Origin of the sequence: Streptomyces sp. NPDC006925 (assembly GCF_042869575.1) — a bacterium.
GTDB lineage: Bacteria > Actinomycetota > Actinomycetes > Streptomycetales > Streptomycetaceae > Streptomyces.
Map to the genome: position 1 here is coordinate 29819 of NZ_JBIAGB010000037.1, position 17831 is coordinate 47649.

14 protein-coding genes, 1 pseudogene and 1 CRISPR repeat array are annotated in these 17831 nt (G+C 69.7%); of the genes and pseudogenes, 10 read left to right on the plus strand and 5 right to left on the minus strand.

Going from position 1 to position 17831, the window contains the following annotated elements; translation table 11 throughout:
• Positions 1 to 30: 30 nt before the first annotated feature.
• Together ACFYNS_RS30480 and ACFYNS_RS30485 are read right to left on the minus strand one after the other, a co-directional pair.
• The gene (locus ACFYNS_RS30480; RefSeq protein WP_388606079.1) at positions 31 to 1368 is read right to left on the minus strand and encodes a sensor histidine kinase; all 1338 of its coding nucleotides are present in this window, start codon (positions 1366 to 1368) and stop codon (positions 31 to 33) included.
• Positions 1369 to 2058: 690 nt separating this feature from the next.
• The gene (locus ACFYNS_RS30485; protein ID WP_388606105.1) at positions 2059 to 3288 is read right to left on the minus strand and encodes an IS701 family transposase; all 1230 of its coding nucleotides are present in this window, start codon (positions 3286 to 3288) and stop codon (positions 2059 to 2061) included.
• 148 nt (positions 3289 to 3436) lie between these two features.
• Positions 3437 to 5624: direct repeats of the CRISPR family, unit length 28 nt; unit sequence GGGTCCATCCCCGCTGCGCGGGGAGCAG.
• 236 nt (positions 5625 to 5860) lie between these two features.
• Between ACFYNS_RS30485 and cas3 the strand changes: the two genes are divergently transcribed.
• From cas3 to cas2e, 8 genes are read left to right on the plus strand one after another with little or no spacing between them, the layout of a single operon-like run.
• Positions 5861 to 8818, plus strand: a complete 2958-nt coding sequence (cas3, locus tag ACFYNS_RS30490) for a CRISPR-associated helicase Cas3' (protein ID WP_388606081.1) — start codon at positions 5861 to 5863, stop codon at positions 8816 to 8818.
• Positions 8808 to 10547: a type I-E CRISPR-associated protein Cse1/CasA gene (gene casA / locus ACFYNS_RS30495; protein WP_388606083.1), complete on the plus strand. Its 1740-nt coding sequence runs from the start codon at positions 8808 to 8810 to the stop codon at positions 10545 to 10547. The genes cas3 and casA overlap by 11 nt, the downstream gene beginning before the upstream one ends.
• Positions 10544 to 11227 (plus strand): type I-E CRISPR-associated protein Cse2/CasB, encoded by a 684-nt coding sequence (gene casB, locus ACFYNS_RS30500; protein WP_388606084.1) that lies wholly within the window; start codon positions 10544 to 10546, stop codon positions 11225 to 11227. The genes casA and casB overlap by 4 nt, the downstream gene beginning before the upstream one ends.
• A gap of 9 nt (positions 11228 to 11236) precedes the next feature.
• Positions 11237 to 12430, plus strand: coding sequence for a type I-E CRISPR-associated protein Cas7/Cse4/CasC (cas7e, locus tag ACFYNS_RS30505; protein WP_388606086.1), 1194 nt, complete (start codon positions 11237 to 11239; stop codon positions 12428 to 12430).
• Entirely contained in the window at positions 12427 to 13143 is a 717-nt protein-coding gene (cas5e, locus tag ACFYNS_RS30510) for a type I-E CRISPR-associated protein Cas5/CasD (protein ID WP_388606088.1), read from the plus strand. The genes cas7e and cas5e overlap by 4 nt, the downstream gene beginning before the upstream one ends.
• Positions 13143 to 13892 (plus strand): type I-E CRISPR-associated protein Cas6/Cse3/CasE, encoded by a 750-nt coding sequence (cas6e, locus tag ACFYNS_RS30515; protein WP_388606090.1) that lies wholly within the window; start codon positions 13143 to 13145, stop codon positions 13890 to 13892. The genes cas5e and cas6e overlap by 1 nt, the downstream gene beginning before the upstream one ends.
• Positions 13893 to 13896: 4 nt before the next feature.
• On the plus strand, positions 13897 to 14859 hold the full coding sequence (gene cas1e / locus ACFYNS_RS30520) for a type I-E CRISPR-associated endonuclease Cas1e (protein WP_388606091.1): 963 nt from the start codon (positions 13897 to 13899) through the stop codon (positions 14857 to 14859).
• The gene (gene cas2e, locus ACFYNS_RS30525) at positions 14856 to 15215 is read left to right on the plus strand and encodes a type I-E CRISPR-associated endoribonuclease Cas2e (RefSeq protein ID WP_388606093.1); all 360 of its coding nucleotides are present in this window, start codon (positions 14856 to 14858) and stop codon (positions 15213 to 15215) included. The genes cas1e and cas2e overlap by 4 nt, the downstream gene beginning before the upstream one ends.
• 225 nt (positions 15216 to 15440) lie before the next feature.
• Here cas2e and ACFYNS_RS30530 read toward each other — a convergent pair whose 3' ends face one another.
• Complete coding sequence (locus ACFYNS_RS30530) at positions 15441 to 15620, minus strand: hypothetical protein (RefSeq protein ID WP_388606095.1); 180 nt, start codon at positions 15618 to 15620, stop codon at positions 15441 to 15443.
• A 110-nt stretch (positions 15621 to 15730) separates the two neighbouring features.
• Between ACFYNS_RS30530 and ACFYNS_RS30535 the strand changes: the two genes are divergently transcribed.
• Both ACFYNS_RS30535 and ACFYNS_RS30540 read left to right on the plus strand, forming a co-directional pair.
• Entirely contained in the window at positions 15731 to 16225 is a 495-nt protein-coding gene (locus ACFYNS_RS30535; RefSeq protein ID WP_388606096.1) for a hypothetical protein, read from the plus strand.
• 59 nt (positions 16226 to 16284) lie between these two features.
• Entirely contained in the window at positions 16285 to 16656 is a 372-nt protein-coding gene (locus tag ACFYNS_RS30540; RefSeq protein WP_388606098.1) for a hypothetical protein, read from the plus strand.
• Between the two features lie 88 nt (positions 16657 to 16744).
• Here ACFYNS_RS30540 and ACFYNS_RS30545 read toward each other — a convergent pair.
• A pseudogene (locus ACFYNS_RS30545) lies at positions 16745 to 16981 on the minus strand (DNA methyltransferase); the annotation flags it as partial.
• A gap of 66 nt (positions 16982 to 17047) precedes the next feature.
• Positions 17048 to 17236 (minus strand): hypothetical protein, encoded by a 189-nt coding sequence (locus ACFYNS_RS30550; RefSeq protein ID WP_388606100.1) that lies wholly within the window; start codon positions 17234 to 17236, stop codon positions 17048 to 17050.
• Positions 17237 to 17831 lie beyond the last annotated feature (595 nt).

The following is a 17831-nucleotide window of genomic DNA, read 5'->3' on the forward strand; positions in this document are numbered from 1 at the left end:
CAGGCTGTCAGGGGTGGGCTTCCATCGGTATCAGCCATTCGGCAGATTGCATCCCCCGGAGGCCTTGTACGAAGAGAGCGGCAGTACGACGGCAACTCGCCACCCACCTCCCTCGCGAGGACCCGCGGTCAGCCTCCCGCCCAGTCCCTCGACTCGCTCGGAGAGACTGCTGATACCGGTGCTTCCGGCTCCTGCCACGCGTTCGACCAGGCCGGATTCGGCCTCTGGATGCTGCGCGTCATCGGTGATCTGCACACGCAGTCGCGGCCTGTCAACCCCTCCTTCGCGCCGGAGGAGAACTTCCACCCGTGACGCGCTCGCGGCATGCCGGCGCACGTTGGTGAGCGCCTCCACGATCACCCGGTATCCCATCCTGCTGACCTCCGCCGGGATGTCGTCCACAGCGCCCTCGGCCATGAGCAGGACCGCCTCGGGCGCGCCCGTACGGTTGAACCGTGCGACAAGGGGCACGAGTTCGCCGAGGTCACGACGCGGTTCGCGGCGCGACGGCGGAACTGATCGTTCCTCCTCCCCGCTGCTGCCGGAAGCAAGTTCCCGATGTCCGGCCGGCCCCAGAGTGGACTCGCGATCGTCTCCTGGCGGCGTCTCGGCCATGAGCTGAACGGTGTGGTCCATCGCTTTGAGAGCCTGGGCACCCGCCGCACCGATCTCAGGAAGCAGCTCCAGCGCCTGCCGCGCATCCTTCTTCGCCATTACCTGCGCCGCCTCGACGAGGACGACCACCGCCGTGACGTCATGTGCAGCGTAGTCGTGCAGGTCACGCGCCAGGCTGAGCCGTTCGGCACGGCGCTCGGCTGCAGCGACGGCGCGGCTGCGCGCGTCCAGGTTCCGCAAGTAGGCGCCGACACCCATGGCGACCATGGCGAGGATCGCCCAGATCAAGCAGAGTTGCAGAGTCTCGCTGCGGCTGGAGGGCGGGACGACGTTCAAGGTGATACGCAGAGGCGACAGCGTGATCGTCATCGTCAGCAGCGCAGCGAGGCCGATCGCCGCCCGGATGCTCGCACGACGCACCCCGACGACCATCAGCATCATCAGTGCCAGCGTCTCAGCCGTCCACCAGTTCGCTGCATCCGAGCGGGCGGGGCCCTCATAGGCGAAAGTGACGACCACAGAGACCGCTGCGGTTCCCGGCAGGGCGACCAGCAGGATCCGCTGCTGCGGAGGCCCCCACACGGTGACCACCCATGCCGCGATGACCGAGGCGGCACCGGAACCGCTGACAAGCGGCCCGACCGACTCCGTCGTCATGGCGGCGATCACCGACGTCGCCCCTACGAGCAGCGCACAGAGGAAGCCGCGTAACCGAACCCGCCGTTGTCTCCCCGAGCCCGTCTGCTTGGTCACACAGCAGAAGGCTAGTACTCATCGGTCGGCCTCGGCAGGGAAACGTCACCTCGGGCGACCTTCGCACAGCGGCGCAGACGCAAAGCGCGCCGGACAGTCGCCGCCCCCGCCCGACTCTGCCGAATCGCCGCTCTCCCTGGTCAGCCCCCGTGTCGTCCCGGCCACAAGCCCGGCCGTGCCCAGAGAGGGCCCGGCCACCGACCAGTGCGGCCACCGATCCACCGTTCCTGCCCGGATTCCTACCCGGATTCCTGCCCGGATTCCTGCCCGGGTGCTGCCACCGGCACGGCTCCCCCCAGACGCTCAGGCCCGCCTGCTGCTCGGCCACGCTGCCCGAGGGAACAGCGGAGCCCCAGGTCAGAAACCCGGCGATGCGTTCGGTGATCCGAATCGGACTCGGCTGCGGAACATCGGCGCCGCACAGCCGAACAGGTAGGCCACCAGAGCTGTCCGCACACATACCTCGCGGCCAGAAACGAAGAACCGCAGGCCAGAATCCTGACCTGCGGTTCACCACGGAGCCGCCTAGTACTCCAGTCGCAGTTTGCTATCGCTGCTGGTCAGGGTCCTGTTGTGGAGTGTACTCGGCTGATGCGCCGTCAGGTGGTGGGAGTTCGTGACCTCGGGTGCGACGGTGGTAGTGGCAGCGGCGGGCGGTGGCCTGGTGACGGCGGCGCCAGCGGGACCAGTTCAGCGCGTGGCCGGTGTGCCGCAGGTGCGTCGGCGTGGGGCGGCCAGTTGCCTGGAGTCGCCGGATTTCCGCCACGGTGAGCGGTGCGAGGGCGGCGGAATTGTTTCTGCCGCCCCCCTTTCGGTCCCTGCGGCGGCGGCCATGGCGGCGAGGAAGGCGTGGGCGAGCATGGCCAGGGTGATGTGCCGGTACCAGCCCGGATACCGGCGGACCTCGTACTGGTCCAGGCCGCACTCGTTCTTCGTGGCCTGGAATGCCTCCTCGATCGCCCAGCGCGCCCCGGCGATCCGCACCAGTTCGGCGATGGGAGTGCCAGCCGACGCGTAGGCGAGGTAGTAGGCGATCTCGTCCGGGCGGGCCAGGCTGCGGCGGGCCAGCACCCACCGGTCGTGGGTGGGCTCGTCACCGTCGAAGTCGTCGATGGCGGGCAGCCGGGCTGCAGCCCAGTCGTATACCCGCGGTCCCTTCGCGCCGGCCCCGCAGGAGTGGCGTTCCCAGGCGTCGTCGGGGGCCTGGGCGATGGCGAAGTCGATGCGGCCGACGGCGTGGACATGCTGGGACTTGGGCACGGCCAGGACGTAGCCGACGCCGGCTTCCTCCAGCATGCGGCGCAGCCGCCACTCCTGGCCGTAGGCCGAGTCGGCGGTCACCCAGGCGATCGGCAGCGGCGAGGCCAGTGCCCGCATGATGACGGCCTTCGCGAGGTCGCCCTTGGTGGCGAACGCGCGCTCGTCGGGGATCTTCGCCTGGGCGCAGCGGTCTGGATCGGAGGTCCAGGACTTCGGCAGGTAGAGTTCCCGGTCCACCAGCGCCCGGCCTCTGACACTGGCGTAGGCGGCGACGACGCCGATTTGGCAGTTCTCCGTGCGGCCGGCGGTGCCGGAGTACTGCCGCTGCACCCCGGCCGAGACCGTGCCCTTCTTGATGAACCCGGTGTCGTCAATGATCAGCACACCCGCCGGGTCCCCGAGCTTCTCGGCAACGTATTCCTGCAGGTCATCGCGGATCTCGTCGGGATCCCAGCAGGCGCGGCTCAGCAGGTGCTGCAGGCCGGCGGGAGTACGGTGACCGGCGTGCTCGGCCAGCTGCCAGCTGTTCTTGCGGCCCACCGGCCCGAGCAGGCCGTGCACATAGGCCCGCATTCGCCGCCGCAGATCCACCCGCCCGAACCGGTGACCGATCCGCACCAGCAACTCTTCCAGTTCCGCCGACCAGACATCGGGCCGCACATCATCTTGCACGACAAACACAACGGCCCGTCGCACCCGAGGTCACGAACTCCCACCACCTGACGGAGTATCAGCCGAGTACACTCCGAAACAGGGCCCTGACCAGCAGCGATAGCAAACTGCGACTGGAGTACTAGGCGGCGTTGCGGGGTCCATCCCCGCTGCGCGGGGAGCAGTTCAACAGCGGCCAGGCGGGCTTGTCGGTCTCGGGTCCATCCCCGCTGCGCGGGGAGCAGGTCGTGGCTGTGCCCTGGCTGGGGCTGGGAGCGGGTCCATCCCCGCTGCGCGGGGAGCAGTGCGCGAGCAGATCGCCCTCGATCACGTCGTCGGGTCCATCCCCGCTGCGCGGGGAGCAGTTCGACTGGGCTGCGGTGTGGGGGAGCATGGGGGGTCCATCCCCGCTGCGCGGGGAGCAGCCGAGCACGGTTACCGATGCCTCATCCCCCGGTGGTCCATCCCCGCTGCGCGGGGAGCAGTGGAGGTAGGCGATTCGCCGCATAGTCGTGGCGGGTCCATCCCCGCTGCGCGGGGAGCAGTCCTTGCGCCGCTCCTCGGCCTCGGCCGCCTGGGGTCCATCCCCGCTGCGCGGGGAGCAGGAGCCCCTCAACGACGACTCCGGCCAGACGCGGGGTCCATCCCCGCTGCGCGGGGAGCAGACCGCAACGACGGCCGTGGCGCGCCATCCCCAGGGTCCATCCCCGCTGCGCGGGGAGCAGAGTGCCCGCCACCAGATACACCTCGTACAGCAGGGTCCATCCCCGCTGCGCGGGGAGCAGGTCTCGCCAGACCCGGACTCTACGTTGGAGATGGGTCCATCCCCGCTGCGCGGGGAGCAGGTCTCGCCAGACCCGGACTCTACGTTGGAGATGGGTCCATCCCCGCTGCGCGGGGAGCAGTCGGGCACCGGGGTGGCGATGGAGGGCGTGCAGGGTCCATCCCCGCTGCGCGGGGAGCAGTCATCGACCTGGTGCGCCATCAGTGCCAGCGAGGGTCCATCCCCGCTGCGCGGGGAGCAGTGGATTACGAGCCGGGGGCGAAGGGGAAATTGGGGTCCATCCCCGCTGCGCGGGGAGCAGGCCACCACGTCGGCATCCATCGCGATCCGCATGGGTCCATCCCCGCTGCGCGGGGAGCAGACGGTGGCCGGCCAGGACAGGCCGAGCTTGTCCGGTCCATCCCCGCTGCGCGGGGAGCAGCGGCAGGCTCAGCGGACTCGCCTTGCGGCCGAGGGTCCATCCCCGCTGCGCGGGGAGCAGGTCGTCCAAGTGCTCACACGGTGCCCCTCGTCGGGTCCATCCCCGCTGCGCGGGGAGCAGCAGTCGATGCCGGCTGCCATCTCGGCGGCCTGGGGTCCATCCCCGCTGCGCGGGGAGCAGGTCTTGAGCGTGTCGCGCAGCTCCCGCGCCTTGGGTCCATCCCCGCTGCGCGGGGAGCAGTCGTGTTGCCACCCCTCGGCTACCGCCGCCGCGGGTCCATCCCCGCTGCGCGGGGAGCAGACGGAGTCGTACACGTCGAAGCCGTCCGGGCCGGGTCCATCCCCGCTGCGCGGGGAGCAGTCGCGCGCGGAGGCGGCCAGTCGGCCGGCGCCGGGTCCATCCCCGCTGCGCGGGGAGCAGCGGGACCGCCCCGCTCAGGAAGTAGGGGGGAGGGGTCCACCCCCGCTGCGCGGGGAGCAGCCGTCCCCGTGGCGGGCTTGCCGGGTGTGCGGGGGTCCATCCCCGCTGCGCGGGGAGCAGCCGATTCGACCACCGGTCGTGCCAGACGGACCGGGTCCATCCCCGCTGCGCGGGGAGCAGCCCAGCCCCCGCTCGTCCGCGTGCTGAACCCAGGGTCCATCCCCGCTGCGCGGGGAGCAGACAGGCGGCACCTCCCGCCAAGGCTACGGAGCGGGTCCATCCCCGCTGCGCGGGGAGCAGATTTCCCGTCAAGGGGAGGTGAGTCAGGATGAGGGTCCATCCCCGCTGCGCGGGGAGCAGTCCACCACCCAGCAGATGCCGGTGGCGCCGCGGGGTCCATCCCCGCTGCGCGGGGAGCAGGGGGTCATGGCCTTCACGAGCTGGATCGTGAAGGGTCCATCCCCGCTGCGCGGGGAGCAGGTGTGGGTGCGCGCTCACGGCCCCCATGTCGAGGGTCCATCCCCGCTGCGCGGGGAGCAGTGGCCGCGGCGGTTTGGAGAGCGGGCTATCCCGGGTCCATCCCCGCTGCGCGGGGAGCAGGGCGGGTTTCCCGTCGGAAACTGCCTCGGGCGGGGTCCATCCCCGCTGCGCGGGGAGCAGGAGAATCTACTTCTCGCCGACGTGCCGGACCAGGGTCCATCCCCGCTGCGCGGGGAGCAGTCTTGCTGACCTGGGGTTCTTGCTGGAGAAGAGGCCCTCTTGAGCAACAAGTCGAGATTCGGACATTTCTCCCGCCGTGTAGAAGGGAACACCTCCGTGCCTCCTTCGGGAAGCAGCCATGCACAAGCCATTTGCGAGTGAAGCAGGACTTCAGGGACTGACCGGTAACAACTCTTATCAGCCAGATTCATCCAAGAACACAGTATCGCCCTGCCCTCAAGGCTCTAATCCTCTCTATGAACAACAGGCGGCCCCAGGTGGCGAGACTGGGAGAGGGGCTGTCGATGCCCGCTCGGAAGGTGTGGGCGAAGTCCGACCAGCGCGAGGCCGGCAGGAGCGGGGCCTGGCTGCCGCTGTGGCGACACATGGCCGACAGCGGCGAGGTCGCCGGGCGGCTTTGGGACTACTGGCTGCCCGCGCAGGTGCGACGCTCAATCGCTGCCGTCATGCCGGGCGGTGCGGCAGAGGCACGGCTGCTGACGATCTGGCTGGCGACAGTGCACGACATCGGGAAGGCGACGCCGGCCTTCGCCTGTCAGGTGGAGGACCTCGCAGGGGCGATGCAGGACCAGGGGCTGGCGATGCCGACGCGGCGTCTGCTCGCCGAGCGCAGCGCGGCCCCTCATGGCCTGGCAGGGCAGCTCCTCCTGGACGAGTGGCTGGAGCAGCGGGGGGAGCTGCCCAAGTCGGCACGCGGGCAGTTCTCCGTGATCGTCGGGGGCCATCACGGCGTACCACCGGATGCGGGGCAGGTCAGGCATCTGCGCGGGAGGGCCGGGCTGATCCGTACGCGCGGAACGAGCGAGGCCCTCTGGCGAAGCGTGCAGACGGAGTTGCTGGACGCCGCGGCGACGGCGTGCGGAGTAGGAGAGCGGGTTCCGTCCTGGAGAGGCGTACGGCTTCCGCAGCCCGTCCAGGTGTTGCTTTCGGCGACGGTGATCGTGGCGGACTGGATCGCGAGCAACCCTGATCTCTTCCCGTACTACCCCGATGCGCAGGGGCAGACCTCCGCCGAGCGGATCGAGGCGGCATGGTGTGGACTCCAACTCCCCCGCCCTTGGCAGGCGGTGAATCCGCCGGAGGAGACCGACGCCCACTACGGCAGCCGGTTCGCCCTCCCGCCGGGTGCCCAGGTGCGCCCGGTGCAGGCCGCCGCGGTCCGGTTGGCCCGCGAAATGCCTGCGGCTGGTCTGCTGATCATCGAGGCGCCGATGGGCGAGGGAAAGACGGAAGCGGCGCTGGCCGCGGCGGAGGTGTTCGCCGCGCGGTCCGGTGCGGGCGGCTGCTTCTTCGCGCTGCCGACCCGTGCGACCGGCGACGCGATGTTCCCCCGGCTCAGGGACTGGCTGGGCCGCTTGCCGGACGAAGACGGGGAGCGGGGTGCCCACTCCGTCTTCCTCGCGCACGCCAAGTCCGCACTCAATCCGCACTACACGGCGTTGATGGGCGCCCCGTCCCGCCCTCTGGCCGTGGAGACCGACGACATGTGGGCACGGGGCTCGCACCGCGAGGGCGGGCATGTCACACACGCAGCGGAGCTGGTGGCGCACCACTGGCTGCGGGGGCGGAAGAAGGGGATGCTCTCGTCCTTCGTCGTGGGCACGGTCGATCAGCTTCTCTTCGGGGCGCTGAAGGCCCGTCATCTCGCTCTGCGCCACCTGACGTTGGCGGGCAAGGTGGTAGTGATCGACGAGGCGCACGCGTACGACGCGTACATGGACACCTATCTGGACGGCGCACTGGCCTGGCTGGGCGCCTATCGTGTGCCGGTCGTGGTGCTCTCGGCAACGCTGCCCGCAGCGCGGCGGTGGGAGCTGGTACGCGCCTATGCCGGTTCGCAGGCGCAGGTGTACCCGGACGGGCTGCGAACGGACGGGACCCCGCACTCCTATCCTCTGCTCACCGGGATCACACCGGGCGGGACGGCGGTCGAGCGGGCTCCGGCTGCCTCGGGCCGCGCCACAAAGGCGCACGTCGAGACGCTGGCGGACGCACCGGAGGCGATTGCCGGCCGTTTGGCCGCCGAACTGGCCGACGGAGGGAGTGCGCTGGTCGTCCGCAACACGGTGGACCGGGTACGGGATACCGCGGCCGTACTGCGCGGGTATTTCGGGGCGGATGCGGTCACGGTCGCGCACGCGCGCTTCGTGGACCTGGACCGCGCCGCCAAGGACGCCGACCTGCGGGAGCGTTTCGGACCACCGGAGACCTGCGCCGGGAAGCGGCCTCAGGGCACGCACATCGTGGTGGCCAGCCAGGTCGCCGAACAGTCCCTGGACGTGGACTTCGATCTCCTGGTCACCGACCTCGCACCGGTGGACCTCGTCCTGCAGCGCATGGGCCGGCTCCACCGTCACGAGCGGAAGCGCCCTGAGCGGCTGCGCACCGCTCGCTGCCTCATCACCGGTGTGGAACCCGACGGCGGAGGGAGAGAGTGGACCGGAGCTGCCGGACCTCCCCCGGTGCCCGTCCGCGGCTCCCGGGCGGTGTACGGAACGTGGCCGCTGCTGCGTGCCGCAGCAGTACTGCGACCGCATCTCGCCGACGGCGGGGACGCGGTCCGGCTCCCGGCGGACATCGCCCCGCTGGTCCAGGATGCCTACGGGCCGCTCCCGCAAGGCCCTGCGGGCTGGCAGGACGCGATGGCGGCGGCGGAGAAGGCCGATGAGGCACACCGGACAGAGCAGCAGAGGAAAGCCAGGACGTACCGGCTGCCCGCACCGCGAGCACCCGGCAGATCACTGCTGGGCTGGATCGATGCGGGGGTCGGAGACGCCGACGACACTCCTGCCGGGCGGCAGCAGGTCCGGGACGCCGAGGACAGCGTGGAAGTGCTGGTCGTCCAACGCACCGCCACCGGCGCCTTGCGCACACTGCCGCACCTGCCGCCCGACGAACGCGGCCGGATCCGCGCGGGGTTGGAGCTGCCCACCGATGTCGCGCCGGACCCGCACCGCGCCAGAGCTGTGGCGGCCAGCGCCCTGCGACTGCCCTACCAGTTCTGCTTCGCGACTGCAGACCGGGCGGTGGCGGAGTTGGAGGAGCTATACGTCGAGGCATGGCAGGGGCGCGACTGCCACTGGCTGGCCGGACAGTTGATCCTCGCGCTCGACGAGGAGTGTCAGTGCTCTCTGGCAGGCTTCGAATTGCGCTACTCGCCCGACGACGGCCTTGAGGTGACCCGTGCCCCGTGACACTCGTGCAGCCGTCCCGGAACCCGGGACCGCTTCCTTCGACTTGACCTCGCAGCCCTGGCTTCCGGTGCTGCTGTGCGACGGTGCGGAGAAGGAGCTGTCGCTGACCGAGGTGTTCGAGCGGGCGGGAGAGATCCGGCGGATGCCGGGTGACCTTCCCACCCAGGAGTTCGCCCTGATCCGGCTGCTGCTGGCGGTGCTCTACGACGCGCTCGACGGCGGGCCGCAGACCCGGGAGGACTGGGAGGAGCTGTGGACGGCCGGGCCCGCAGGCTTCCCTTCCGATGAAGTCGCGGCATATCTGTCGCGGCACCGGGAGCGGTTCGACCTGCTACACCCGGAGCGCCCCTTCTTCCAGGTGGCGGACCTGCGCACGGCCAAGGACGAGGTCTTCTCCCTGGACCGGATCGTCGCCGACGTCCCCAACAACGAACGCTTCCTCACCATGCGGGCGCACGGCGCGCAACGGCTGTCCTTCGCTGAGGCCGCCCGCTGGGTGGTGCACGCCCATGCCTGGGACGTCTCGGGCATCAAGTCGGGTGCCGTGGGCGACCTGCGGGTCAAGGCGGGCAAGGTCTACCCGCAGGGCGTCGGTGCGGCCGGGATGCTCGGCGGCGTCCTCGCCGAAGGAGACAGTCTGCGCGAGACGCTGCTGCTGAACCTCATCCCCCGGGAGGAGGACGACCTGCTCCGGCACGACGAGGCAGACCTGCCCGTCTGGCGGCGGGCCCCGCCTCCTGGGGCGGCCCCGCTGCCGGATGCGGAACCCGGACCGCCCGGTCCGCGTGCACTCTACACCTGGCAGGCGCGGCGGGTACGACTGCACCACGACGGACATGAGGCGTACGGCGTGGTGCTGGCGTACGGCGATCCGCTCCCCTACCGCGACATGCACGGTCGCGAGCCGATGTCCGGCTGGCGGCGCAGCGAGCAGCAGGAGAAGAAGCTGCGCAGAAGCCCGGTCTACCTCCCCCGTACCCACGATCCGGCCCGCACAGCATGGCGGGGCCTGGCCTCGCTGATCACCGGCTATCCGCCCGAGACAGTGCGGAAGGCCGGCAAGGACGCGGCCCCCGGCATCACCCCGCGCGTGCTGGAATGGCTGGGCCGCATGGCCGAGGAAAGCGAGGCGCTGGGCCAGGACCACCTCATCCGGGCCCGGCTGCTCGGATGCACCTACGGCACCCAGCAGTCGGTGGTCGCCGATGTCGTGGACGACAGTCTGAGCCTGTCCGTGGTGCTGCTCTCGCAGCACGACACCCGGCTGCGGGACGCCGCCCTGCATGCCGTGCAACTCGCGGAGACTGCAGTCTGGTTGCTGGGCAGCCTCGCTGCAGGGTTGGCGGAGGCTGCCGGGGGCGACCAAGCGACACCCCGAGAGGAGACCCGCGACCGGGGGTTCGGCGAACTGGACGGCCCGTTCCGCCAGTGGCTGGCCGGACTGAAACCCGGCGTGGACGCCGACGAGCGGCTGGAGAACTGGCGCCGCGCGGCCCACGATCTGGTGCTCGCGCTCGGCCTGGAGCTGGTCGCCTTCTCCAGCGAGGCCGCCTGGGAGGGCCGCGTGCTGCCCACCGCGAAGGGCGGTACGTACTGGCTGAATTCCGCGAGTGTGGAGCGCGTATTCCGCACCGAGTTGCGCCGCCGCGTCCTGGCACCGAAGGGTGACGAGCCACCCGGCGGCACCTGCGGCCCGTCACCGAATCGACCCGAGGAGCCTGCGGCATGACAAGCACCAGCAGCCCGGCGCCCACCTCCGCCTGGCCGGACGGCTACCGGCCAGGGCTCGTGGGCCGTACGGTGCATGCGTTCCTGGAGCCGCTCCAGCGCGGCTACCTGCTGCCCAAAGACGAGGCGTGGGCGGTTGCCCGGCTCGCCCAGCTTCGACGCGGCGCAGGCAAGGCGCCGGAAGAGGTCCCTGAGCTGTTCGGCCTGACCGGTACCGAGAGGCTCTATGGCGAGAAGGGACCCGGCCCGGACAGCGAGCGTGCCGACACAGCCGTCCACCTGGCGGTGACGCTATACGCACTGCACCAGCAGTCCCACCGCACGGCCCGGATGCACGTCCCCGGCCGTCGTCTCGGCGGCGCGGTGCGGGCGCTGATGCCGCGGGGCGAAATCGACGAGCCGCTGCGCAGGCATTTCGTCCGGGTTGCCGGAGCCACGTCTTCGAACGTACTGGCCTACCGGCTGCGGGAGTTGGTGCTGCTGCTGCGCAGCGAGAGTGAACCGCTGGACTACGCCCGGCTCGCCGACCAGATCGAGCAGGCCCTCGATCCCGGCAGGCGCCTGAAGGTCCGCCAGGAATGGGGCCGAGAGTTCCACTCCTGGCGTCCCCCCGAGGACGAGACGGCCACGCACTCCTCCGACGACGGCGGTTCGTCCGCCACCGACCCGCGCACAGAGTAAGGATTCCCCGTGAGCCGCACGATCATCGACATCCACGTCCTCCACAGCGTCCCCCCGAGCAACCTCAACCGGGACGACACAGGCACACCGAAGACCGCTGTCTACGGCGGGGTACGCCGCTCGCGGGTCTCCAGCCAGGCATGGAAACGCGCCACCCGTACCGGATTCAAGGAACTGCTCGACCCGGCCGAGTTGGGGGTGCGGACCAAGAAGGTCGCCCAGCTCATCGGCGATACCATCCGCGAGTTGGAGCCCGGCGTGACGCCCGAGACTTCCTGGGAGCTGGCCAAGGCGGTGGTCGAGGCCGGCACGGGCTCCAAGCTCGTCGTCTCGGAGCGCAAACCGAAGAAGGACAAAGAGAGCGCCGAGGACGCGGAGCCGCTGCCGCCCGAGTCCAAGTACCTGATGTTCCTCAGCGCCCAACAGCGACGCGGGCTGGCGGAGCTGGCGGTCGAAGGCCGGACGGACATCGCGGGCTTCCTCAAGACCAAGGAGAACAAGGACCGCGCCCGCGAGATCGCCGACACCCGGCACTCGGTGGACATCGCCCTCTTCGGCCGCATGGTCGCTGACGGTGCCGACATCAATGTGGATGCCGCCGCCCAGGTCGCGCACGCCCTCAGCGTGCACGCGGTGGAGAACGAGTCCGACTACTACACCGCGGTGGACGACGAGAACGCCGAGGAGGAGACCGGCGCCGGGATGATCGGCACCGTGGAGTTCAACTCCGCGACGCTGTACCGCTACGCCGCCCTGGACGTGGACCGGCTCGCCGACAACCTCGGCCAGGGAATGGACGAGAACGCCGATGCGGCCACTCCCGTACGCCGCGCGGTGGAGGCATTCGTCCGCAGCTTCGTCACCTCCCTGCCGACCGGGAAGATCAACACTTTCGCCCACCACACCCCGCCGGACGCCATCGTGGTCAAGCTGCGCGAAACCCGCCCGGTCAGCTTCGTGGGGGCCTTCGAGGAGCCGACGATGGCCGAGTCCGGCAGCCACGTGCGGCAGGCATGCGAACGACTGGCCGAGCAGATTGCCGATGTGGAGGAGGCATTCGGCGAAGAGGCCGTGGCGACCTGGGTGGTACGCGCCGGGCGCAACACCGGCAAGCTCGCCGATGTCGGCACCCCGGTCACCCTGGACGGGCTGGTGGAAGGCGTCGGCGCGGCGATCACGGAACGGTGGAGCGTCACGCGGTGAGTGTCCTGCTGCTCCAGCTCGCCGGGCCGCTCCAGTCCTGGGGCTCGGCGTCCCGCTACCCCCGGCGCTCCACAGAATCCGCACCGACCAAGAGCGGGGTGATCGGACTGCTCGCCGCCGCCCAGGGCCGCGCCCGGACCATGCAGGTCTCCGACCTCGCCGCGCTCCGCTTCGGCGTGCGAATCGATCAACCCGGAACGCGCGTACGGGACTTCCACACCGCGCACCATCAGGAGAGCGGGAAGGCGCTGCCGATCACCGAACGCCTCTACCTCGCCGACGCGGTGTTCCTGGCCGCTGTCGAGGGCGAGCAGACACTGATCGAGGACCTGCACTCCGCCGTCCGGGCCCCCCACTTCCTGCCGTTCCTCGGCCGCCGCGCCTGCCCGCCCGCACGACGGCTGGACATGGGAGTACGGCACGACACCGGACTGGAGGCAGCACTCCGGGAGCATCCATGGCTCGCTTCCGGCTGGTACCGGCGGCGGACCGCCCGCACCGCCTCCATGCAGCTCCCCCTGCTGCTGGACTCCGCACCCGGTGATCCACCCGGCGACATCGTGGCCGACCAGCCGCTCAGCTTCGACCCGCGCCACCGTCGGTACGGACGCCGGTCGGTGCGCAACGAGACCGTCCCGCGCCCGGAAGCCGGCACCCGGCCCGCTCCCAGGATTCCGGCGCACGACCCGATGCCGCCGCTGGAGGACGGCTGATGTATCTCACCCGCTTCCGCATCAACACCGCCCGTGCCGGTGCACGTTTCCTGCTCTCTTCCCCGCAGCGCCTGCACTCGGCAGTGCTCGCCGGCTTCCCCGGCCTCCCGACCGATCCTGCCACTCGGCCCCGCATCCTCTGGCGGCTCGACCACAGCGACCGCACCGATCTGCAGCTGTACCTCGTCAGCCCCGATCGTCCCGACCTCACACACCTGGTGGAACAGGCCGGCTGGCCTGCGCTTGCGGAACCCGCCAGCCCCGGCTGGGAGAGTCGGAACTACCAACCGTTCCTGCAGCGCCTGGCCAAGGGCGACCGCTGGGCGTTCCGGCTCACCGCCAACCCGGTGCACTCCATCCGCCGCAAGGACGGAGAGCCCACCAAGCGCACGGCACACGTCTCTCCGCGCCACCAACTCGGCTGGCTCCTGCAACAGCAGACACGGCACGGCTTCGAGCTGGCACCCGGCGTGATGCCTGAAGCGGAGGACCCTCTGGACCAGTACGCCGTGGTCGTTCACGGCCGCCGCGACCTCTCCTTCCGCAAACGCCCCGATCATCCGGCGCCAGAGACAGAACAGAAGAACCGGGAAGGACGTCGCCGCGGGCCGGTCACGCTCGTCACCGCCGTCTTCAGCGGCAAACTGGAGGTCACCGACCCCGACGCCCTGCGCAGCGCTCTCACCCAGGGAATCGGCCGGGGCAAGGCGTACGGCTGCGGCCTGCTCACCCTGGCCCCGGAGACGTAGGCCGATGACCACCGTCGGCAAGCGCGGCGCCTCCTCCCCGCGCGAACTCACCCGGATCAGCGACCGGTTTTCCTTCATCTACATCGAGCGCGCAGTCATCCATGCCGCCGACAACGCGATCACAGCCGCCGACGGCGACGGCGTACGCCACCTCCCGTCCGCGACCATCGGCACCCTGCTGCTCGGCCCCGGCACGAAGATCTCCCAGCAGGCGATCCGGCTGCTGGGAGAAAGCGGCGTGGGCATCGTCTGGGTTGGCGAGCACGGTGTGCGCTACTACGCCGGCGGCCGGGCGCTCTCCCGCTCCTCCGCTCTAGCCGAGGCCCAGGCTCGTCTGTGGGCGAACCCGCGGACGCGGCTGAACGTCGCCCGCGCCATGTACTCGCTGCGATTCCCCGACGAGGACCCGGCCGGATGCAGCCGCCGGAAACTGCTCGGCATGGAAGGCGACCGGGTCAAGACGTGCTACCGCACCGAGGCGGCCCGAACCGGTATCCGATGGCGCGGTCGCCGCTACGTCCAGGGCGACTTCGCTTCCGGCGACGCCCCCAACCAGGCTGTCACCGCAGCCGGACAGTGCATGTACGGCATCGCGCAGAGTGTTGTGGCCGCCCTCGGATGTATCCCAGGACTGGGTTTCGTCCACTCCGGACACGAGCTGTCCTTCGCACTCGACATCGCGGACCTCTACAAGACGGAGATCGGCATCCCGATCGCTTTCGAGGTCGCAGCGGAGAGCGGGGAGGACATCGGCGCCCGTGTGCGCCGCGCGCTGCGCGACCGCGTGCACGCCGAAAGGCTGCTGGAACGCTGCGTCCGCGACGTGAAGACGCTTCTGACCCCCGGCATGGAGGAGAGTATTCCGACAGAGGAGGACGACCCGATCCGGGACCGGGTGCGGCTCCAGTCCGACCGAGGCGAAGAGTTGGAATCCGGCCGCAACCTCGGCGAAGGGCTGATCTGGTGACCGTGATCGTTCTGTCCAACTGCCCCACCGGCCTCAGAGGTTTCCTCACCCGCTGGCTCCTCGAAATCTCCCCTGGTGTCTTCGTCGGCCGTCCCTCAGCCCGCGTCCGGGAAGCACTCTGGGCCGAAGTACGGGAGTACGCACGCGAAGGCCGAGCACTGCTGACCTACAGCACCGACACCGAACAGGGCTACACCTTCGAGACCCACGACCACCACTGGCAGCCCCTCGACCATGAGGGCATCACCCTGATCCGGCGCCCCTCCGAACAACCCACCAGCCCTACCGCCGGCACAACACGCCCCTCGCGGCAAGGCTGGAGCACCACCGCAAAACGCCGCCGCTACGGACGGTGAGAAGACACCCTGGATGCGGTAGGTGCGTCGTCCCTTAGCCTGGCCGTACATGCCTCCTGGCAGCCGGAGAGGCGCCATCGCCGCCAGTGATGCTCCCCACGTACGTGGGGATGACCCCCATCTGGGGTGGGTGGGCGACTCATTGCCTCTCGGTGCTCCTCGCGTATGCGGGGATGTCATGCTCGGTGGTCCGCCCGGGGGCGACAGGGACAACTGCTGTCCGGTCTACTTGCCGACGCGCTTCGGGCGGACCACTAGCCGTAGCCCATGCGGCTTCTCGCAGCCGTCACAGACGATGGACAGGCTCACCCGCCGCCACGCTAAGGCAACGCCCACCACGATGAATACGATCAACAAACGCATGATCACCCTCCTGGTCATGTTCTGGGCGGCTGCCCAGAACATGCGACGAGGCTATATCGCAACCATCTAGGTTGAGTGGGATTCCTAGGAATAGATGTCGGGGCGAATCGTTTGTCGCCGTGCAGTGATCGTGCTGGAGCGGGGAGGAGTGCATGGGCGATCTGAAGGTCTTCCGGGTCAGAGGTGGCCGGGCGACGGAGATTCCGGGTACGTCGGTGGCGGTGGAGCGGGATCTGCAGTCGCTGATCGAGGCGAACATGGAGGCGATGCTCGGTATACGGTTCCTGGCCACGGAGTACCGGACCGGTCGGCACCGGGGCCGGGGCCGGGTGGACTCGCTCGGGCTGGATGAGAGCCGCACTCCGGTGGTCATCGAGTACAAGCGGTCGCGCGATCAGAATGTGATCAACCAGGCGCTCTCATACCTGGTGTGGCTGCGGGACCACCACCACGAGTTCGAGCAGCTGGTCGCCAACCGCCTCGGTGCGGAGGCGGCCGGGCCGGTGGACTGGAGCAATCCGCGGGTGGTGTGCGTGGCCGGGGAGTTCACCTACCACGACACGGTGGCAGTCGAGGAGATCGGCCGGGCCGTCGGATCGACCTGGTCTCTTACCGGGTCTTCGACGACGTGCTCACACTGCGGCTGATCGCTTCCGTCGCCGGAGGGCCTGCCTCCCGCACCAAGGCACCGACCGTTCCGAGCGCGGTGGAGACGGTGCCGGAGGTCAGCGTGCCGCAGCAGCGGCTGGAGGGGGCTCCGGCGAAGGTGAAGGAGTTGTTTGGCGCGGTCGATGAGCGGCTGCTGCTGCCGGAGGGGGCGTGGATGGAGCCGCAGCAGCACTACCTGACCTACCGGCGGTTGCAGAAGTTCGCCTCGGTGCGGGTGCTGCCGCGCAAGGAGGTCGTGGCGGTGAACCTGAAGCTCGATCCGGCGACGGTGGAGCTGGAGGAGGGCTTCACCCGCGACGTGACCAAGATCGGCTGTCTCGGCATCTCGGGCGTCGAGGTGAGCCTGCGCTCGCGCGCCGACCTGGAGCGCGCCGAAGAAATCATCCTGCGGAGCATCGCGGCCTCCTGACCACGCCGCGCGAAGGGGCGGTCACACACCCGTACCGGTGTGTGACCGCCCCTTCGCGCGTTCTGCTGTCCTCCTCGGCGCCCCGGGGTCACCCCTCGGGTCCGGCGAGGCCGAAGTCGTCCTGGGTCAGCTCGTCGGCCATACGCTGTTCGGCGATGTCGGCGTAATGGTCGGACAGTTCGATACCGACGAACTGCCGTCCCTCGCGCAGGGCGGCGACTCCGGTCGAGCCGGAGCCGGTGAAGGGGCCGAGGACGGTGACGGCGGGTGGGCAGATCTTTACCAGCTCCTGCATCACTTCGACCGGCTTCTGCGTAATGTGCATTAGAGGCCGACAGGGCGCTGTCGGTGTAGCGGTGGACGGTGATCGCGCCGTGGCGGGTCGCGTGGGCTATACGTCGGGCCAGACCGCGTGCAGTGCCTCTGGATCCATGCCCGATTGGCGAGCCAGCGTCTCGCCAGGGTGCGCGGCGACGCCCTGCACGGCGGTGGCCTCCACCTCGACTCCTTGGGTCAGGAGCACCGCGCTGGCCTGTATCACGAGAGATCGGAAAGGGACGGTGTCTATCGGATTCGCCACGGCCCCAGCGTAGGCGCGGCTTTTGGAGCACTTCCACGAATCCAGCATTGGGTCCGGAGGCTCTGACCGACAGGCAGCGCCCCTGGGAAGTCGGGGCCCGCGCGCCCCTCTGCACAAGCTCTGCGCCCATGCGCTCCCCTCGGACGAGGGCGCACGAGGACGCGGATCTGTCATGCGTCCGAATACCGCCCAACACATGAAAAAGCCCAGGTCACATCGGGTGTGACCTGGGCTTCAGATGAGCCGCCTAAGGGAATCGAACCCTTGACCTACGCATTACGAGGGGGTGCAAGATCGTGACGGGTGGTGTTCCGTGATCACGCTCGGTCCGGTTTTACCTGGTCAGGAACTTGCCAGGATCTCGTGTGTGGCACCAGAGCGTAGGGAATGCTGACCCGTCCGCTCACGCATCGCTCACGCATCGAGACCACCGGCGTCGCTTGGCCGAGCCCTGTCGAGCGGAACGGCGGTACCCCTACGCCACACTTGTGGTCGCCTGCTAACCTCCGGCTTTCACGAGGCGTGGTGTCCGATGGGTGATCACATAAGCAGAAAGTGCCTCTGACCAGCGAGAATGTGGATTGTCGAGATCCCT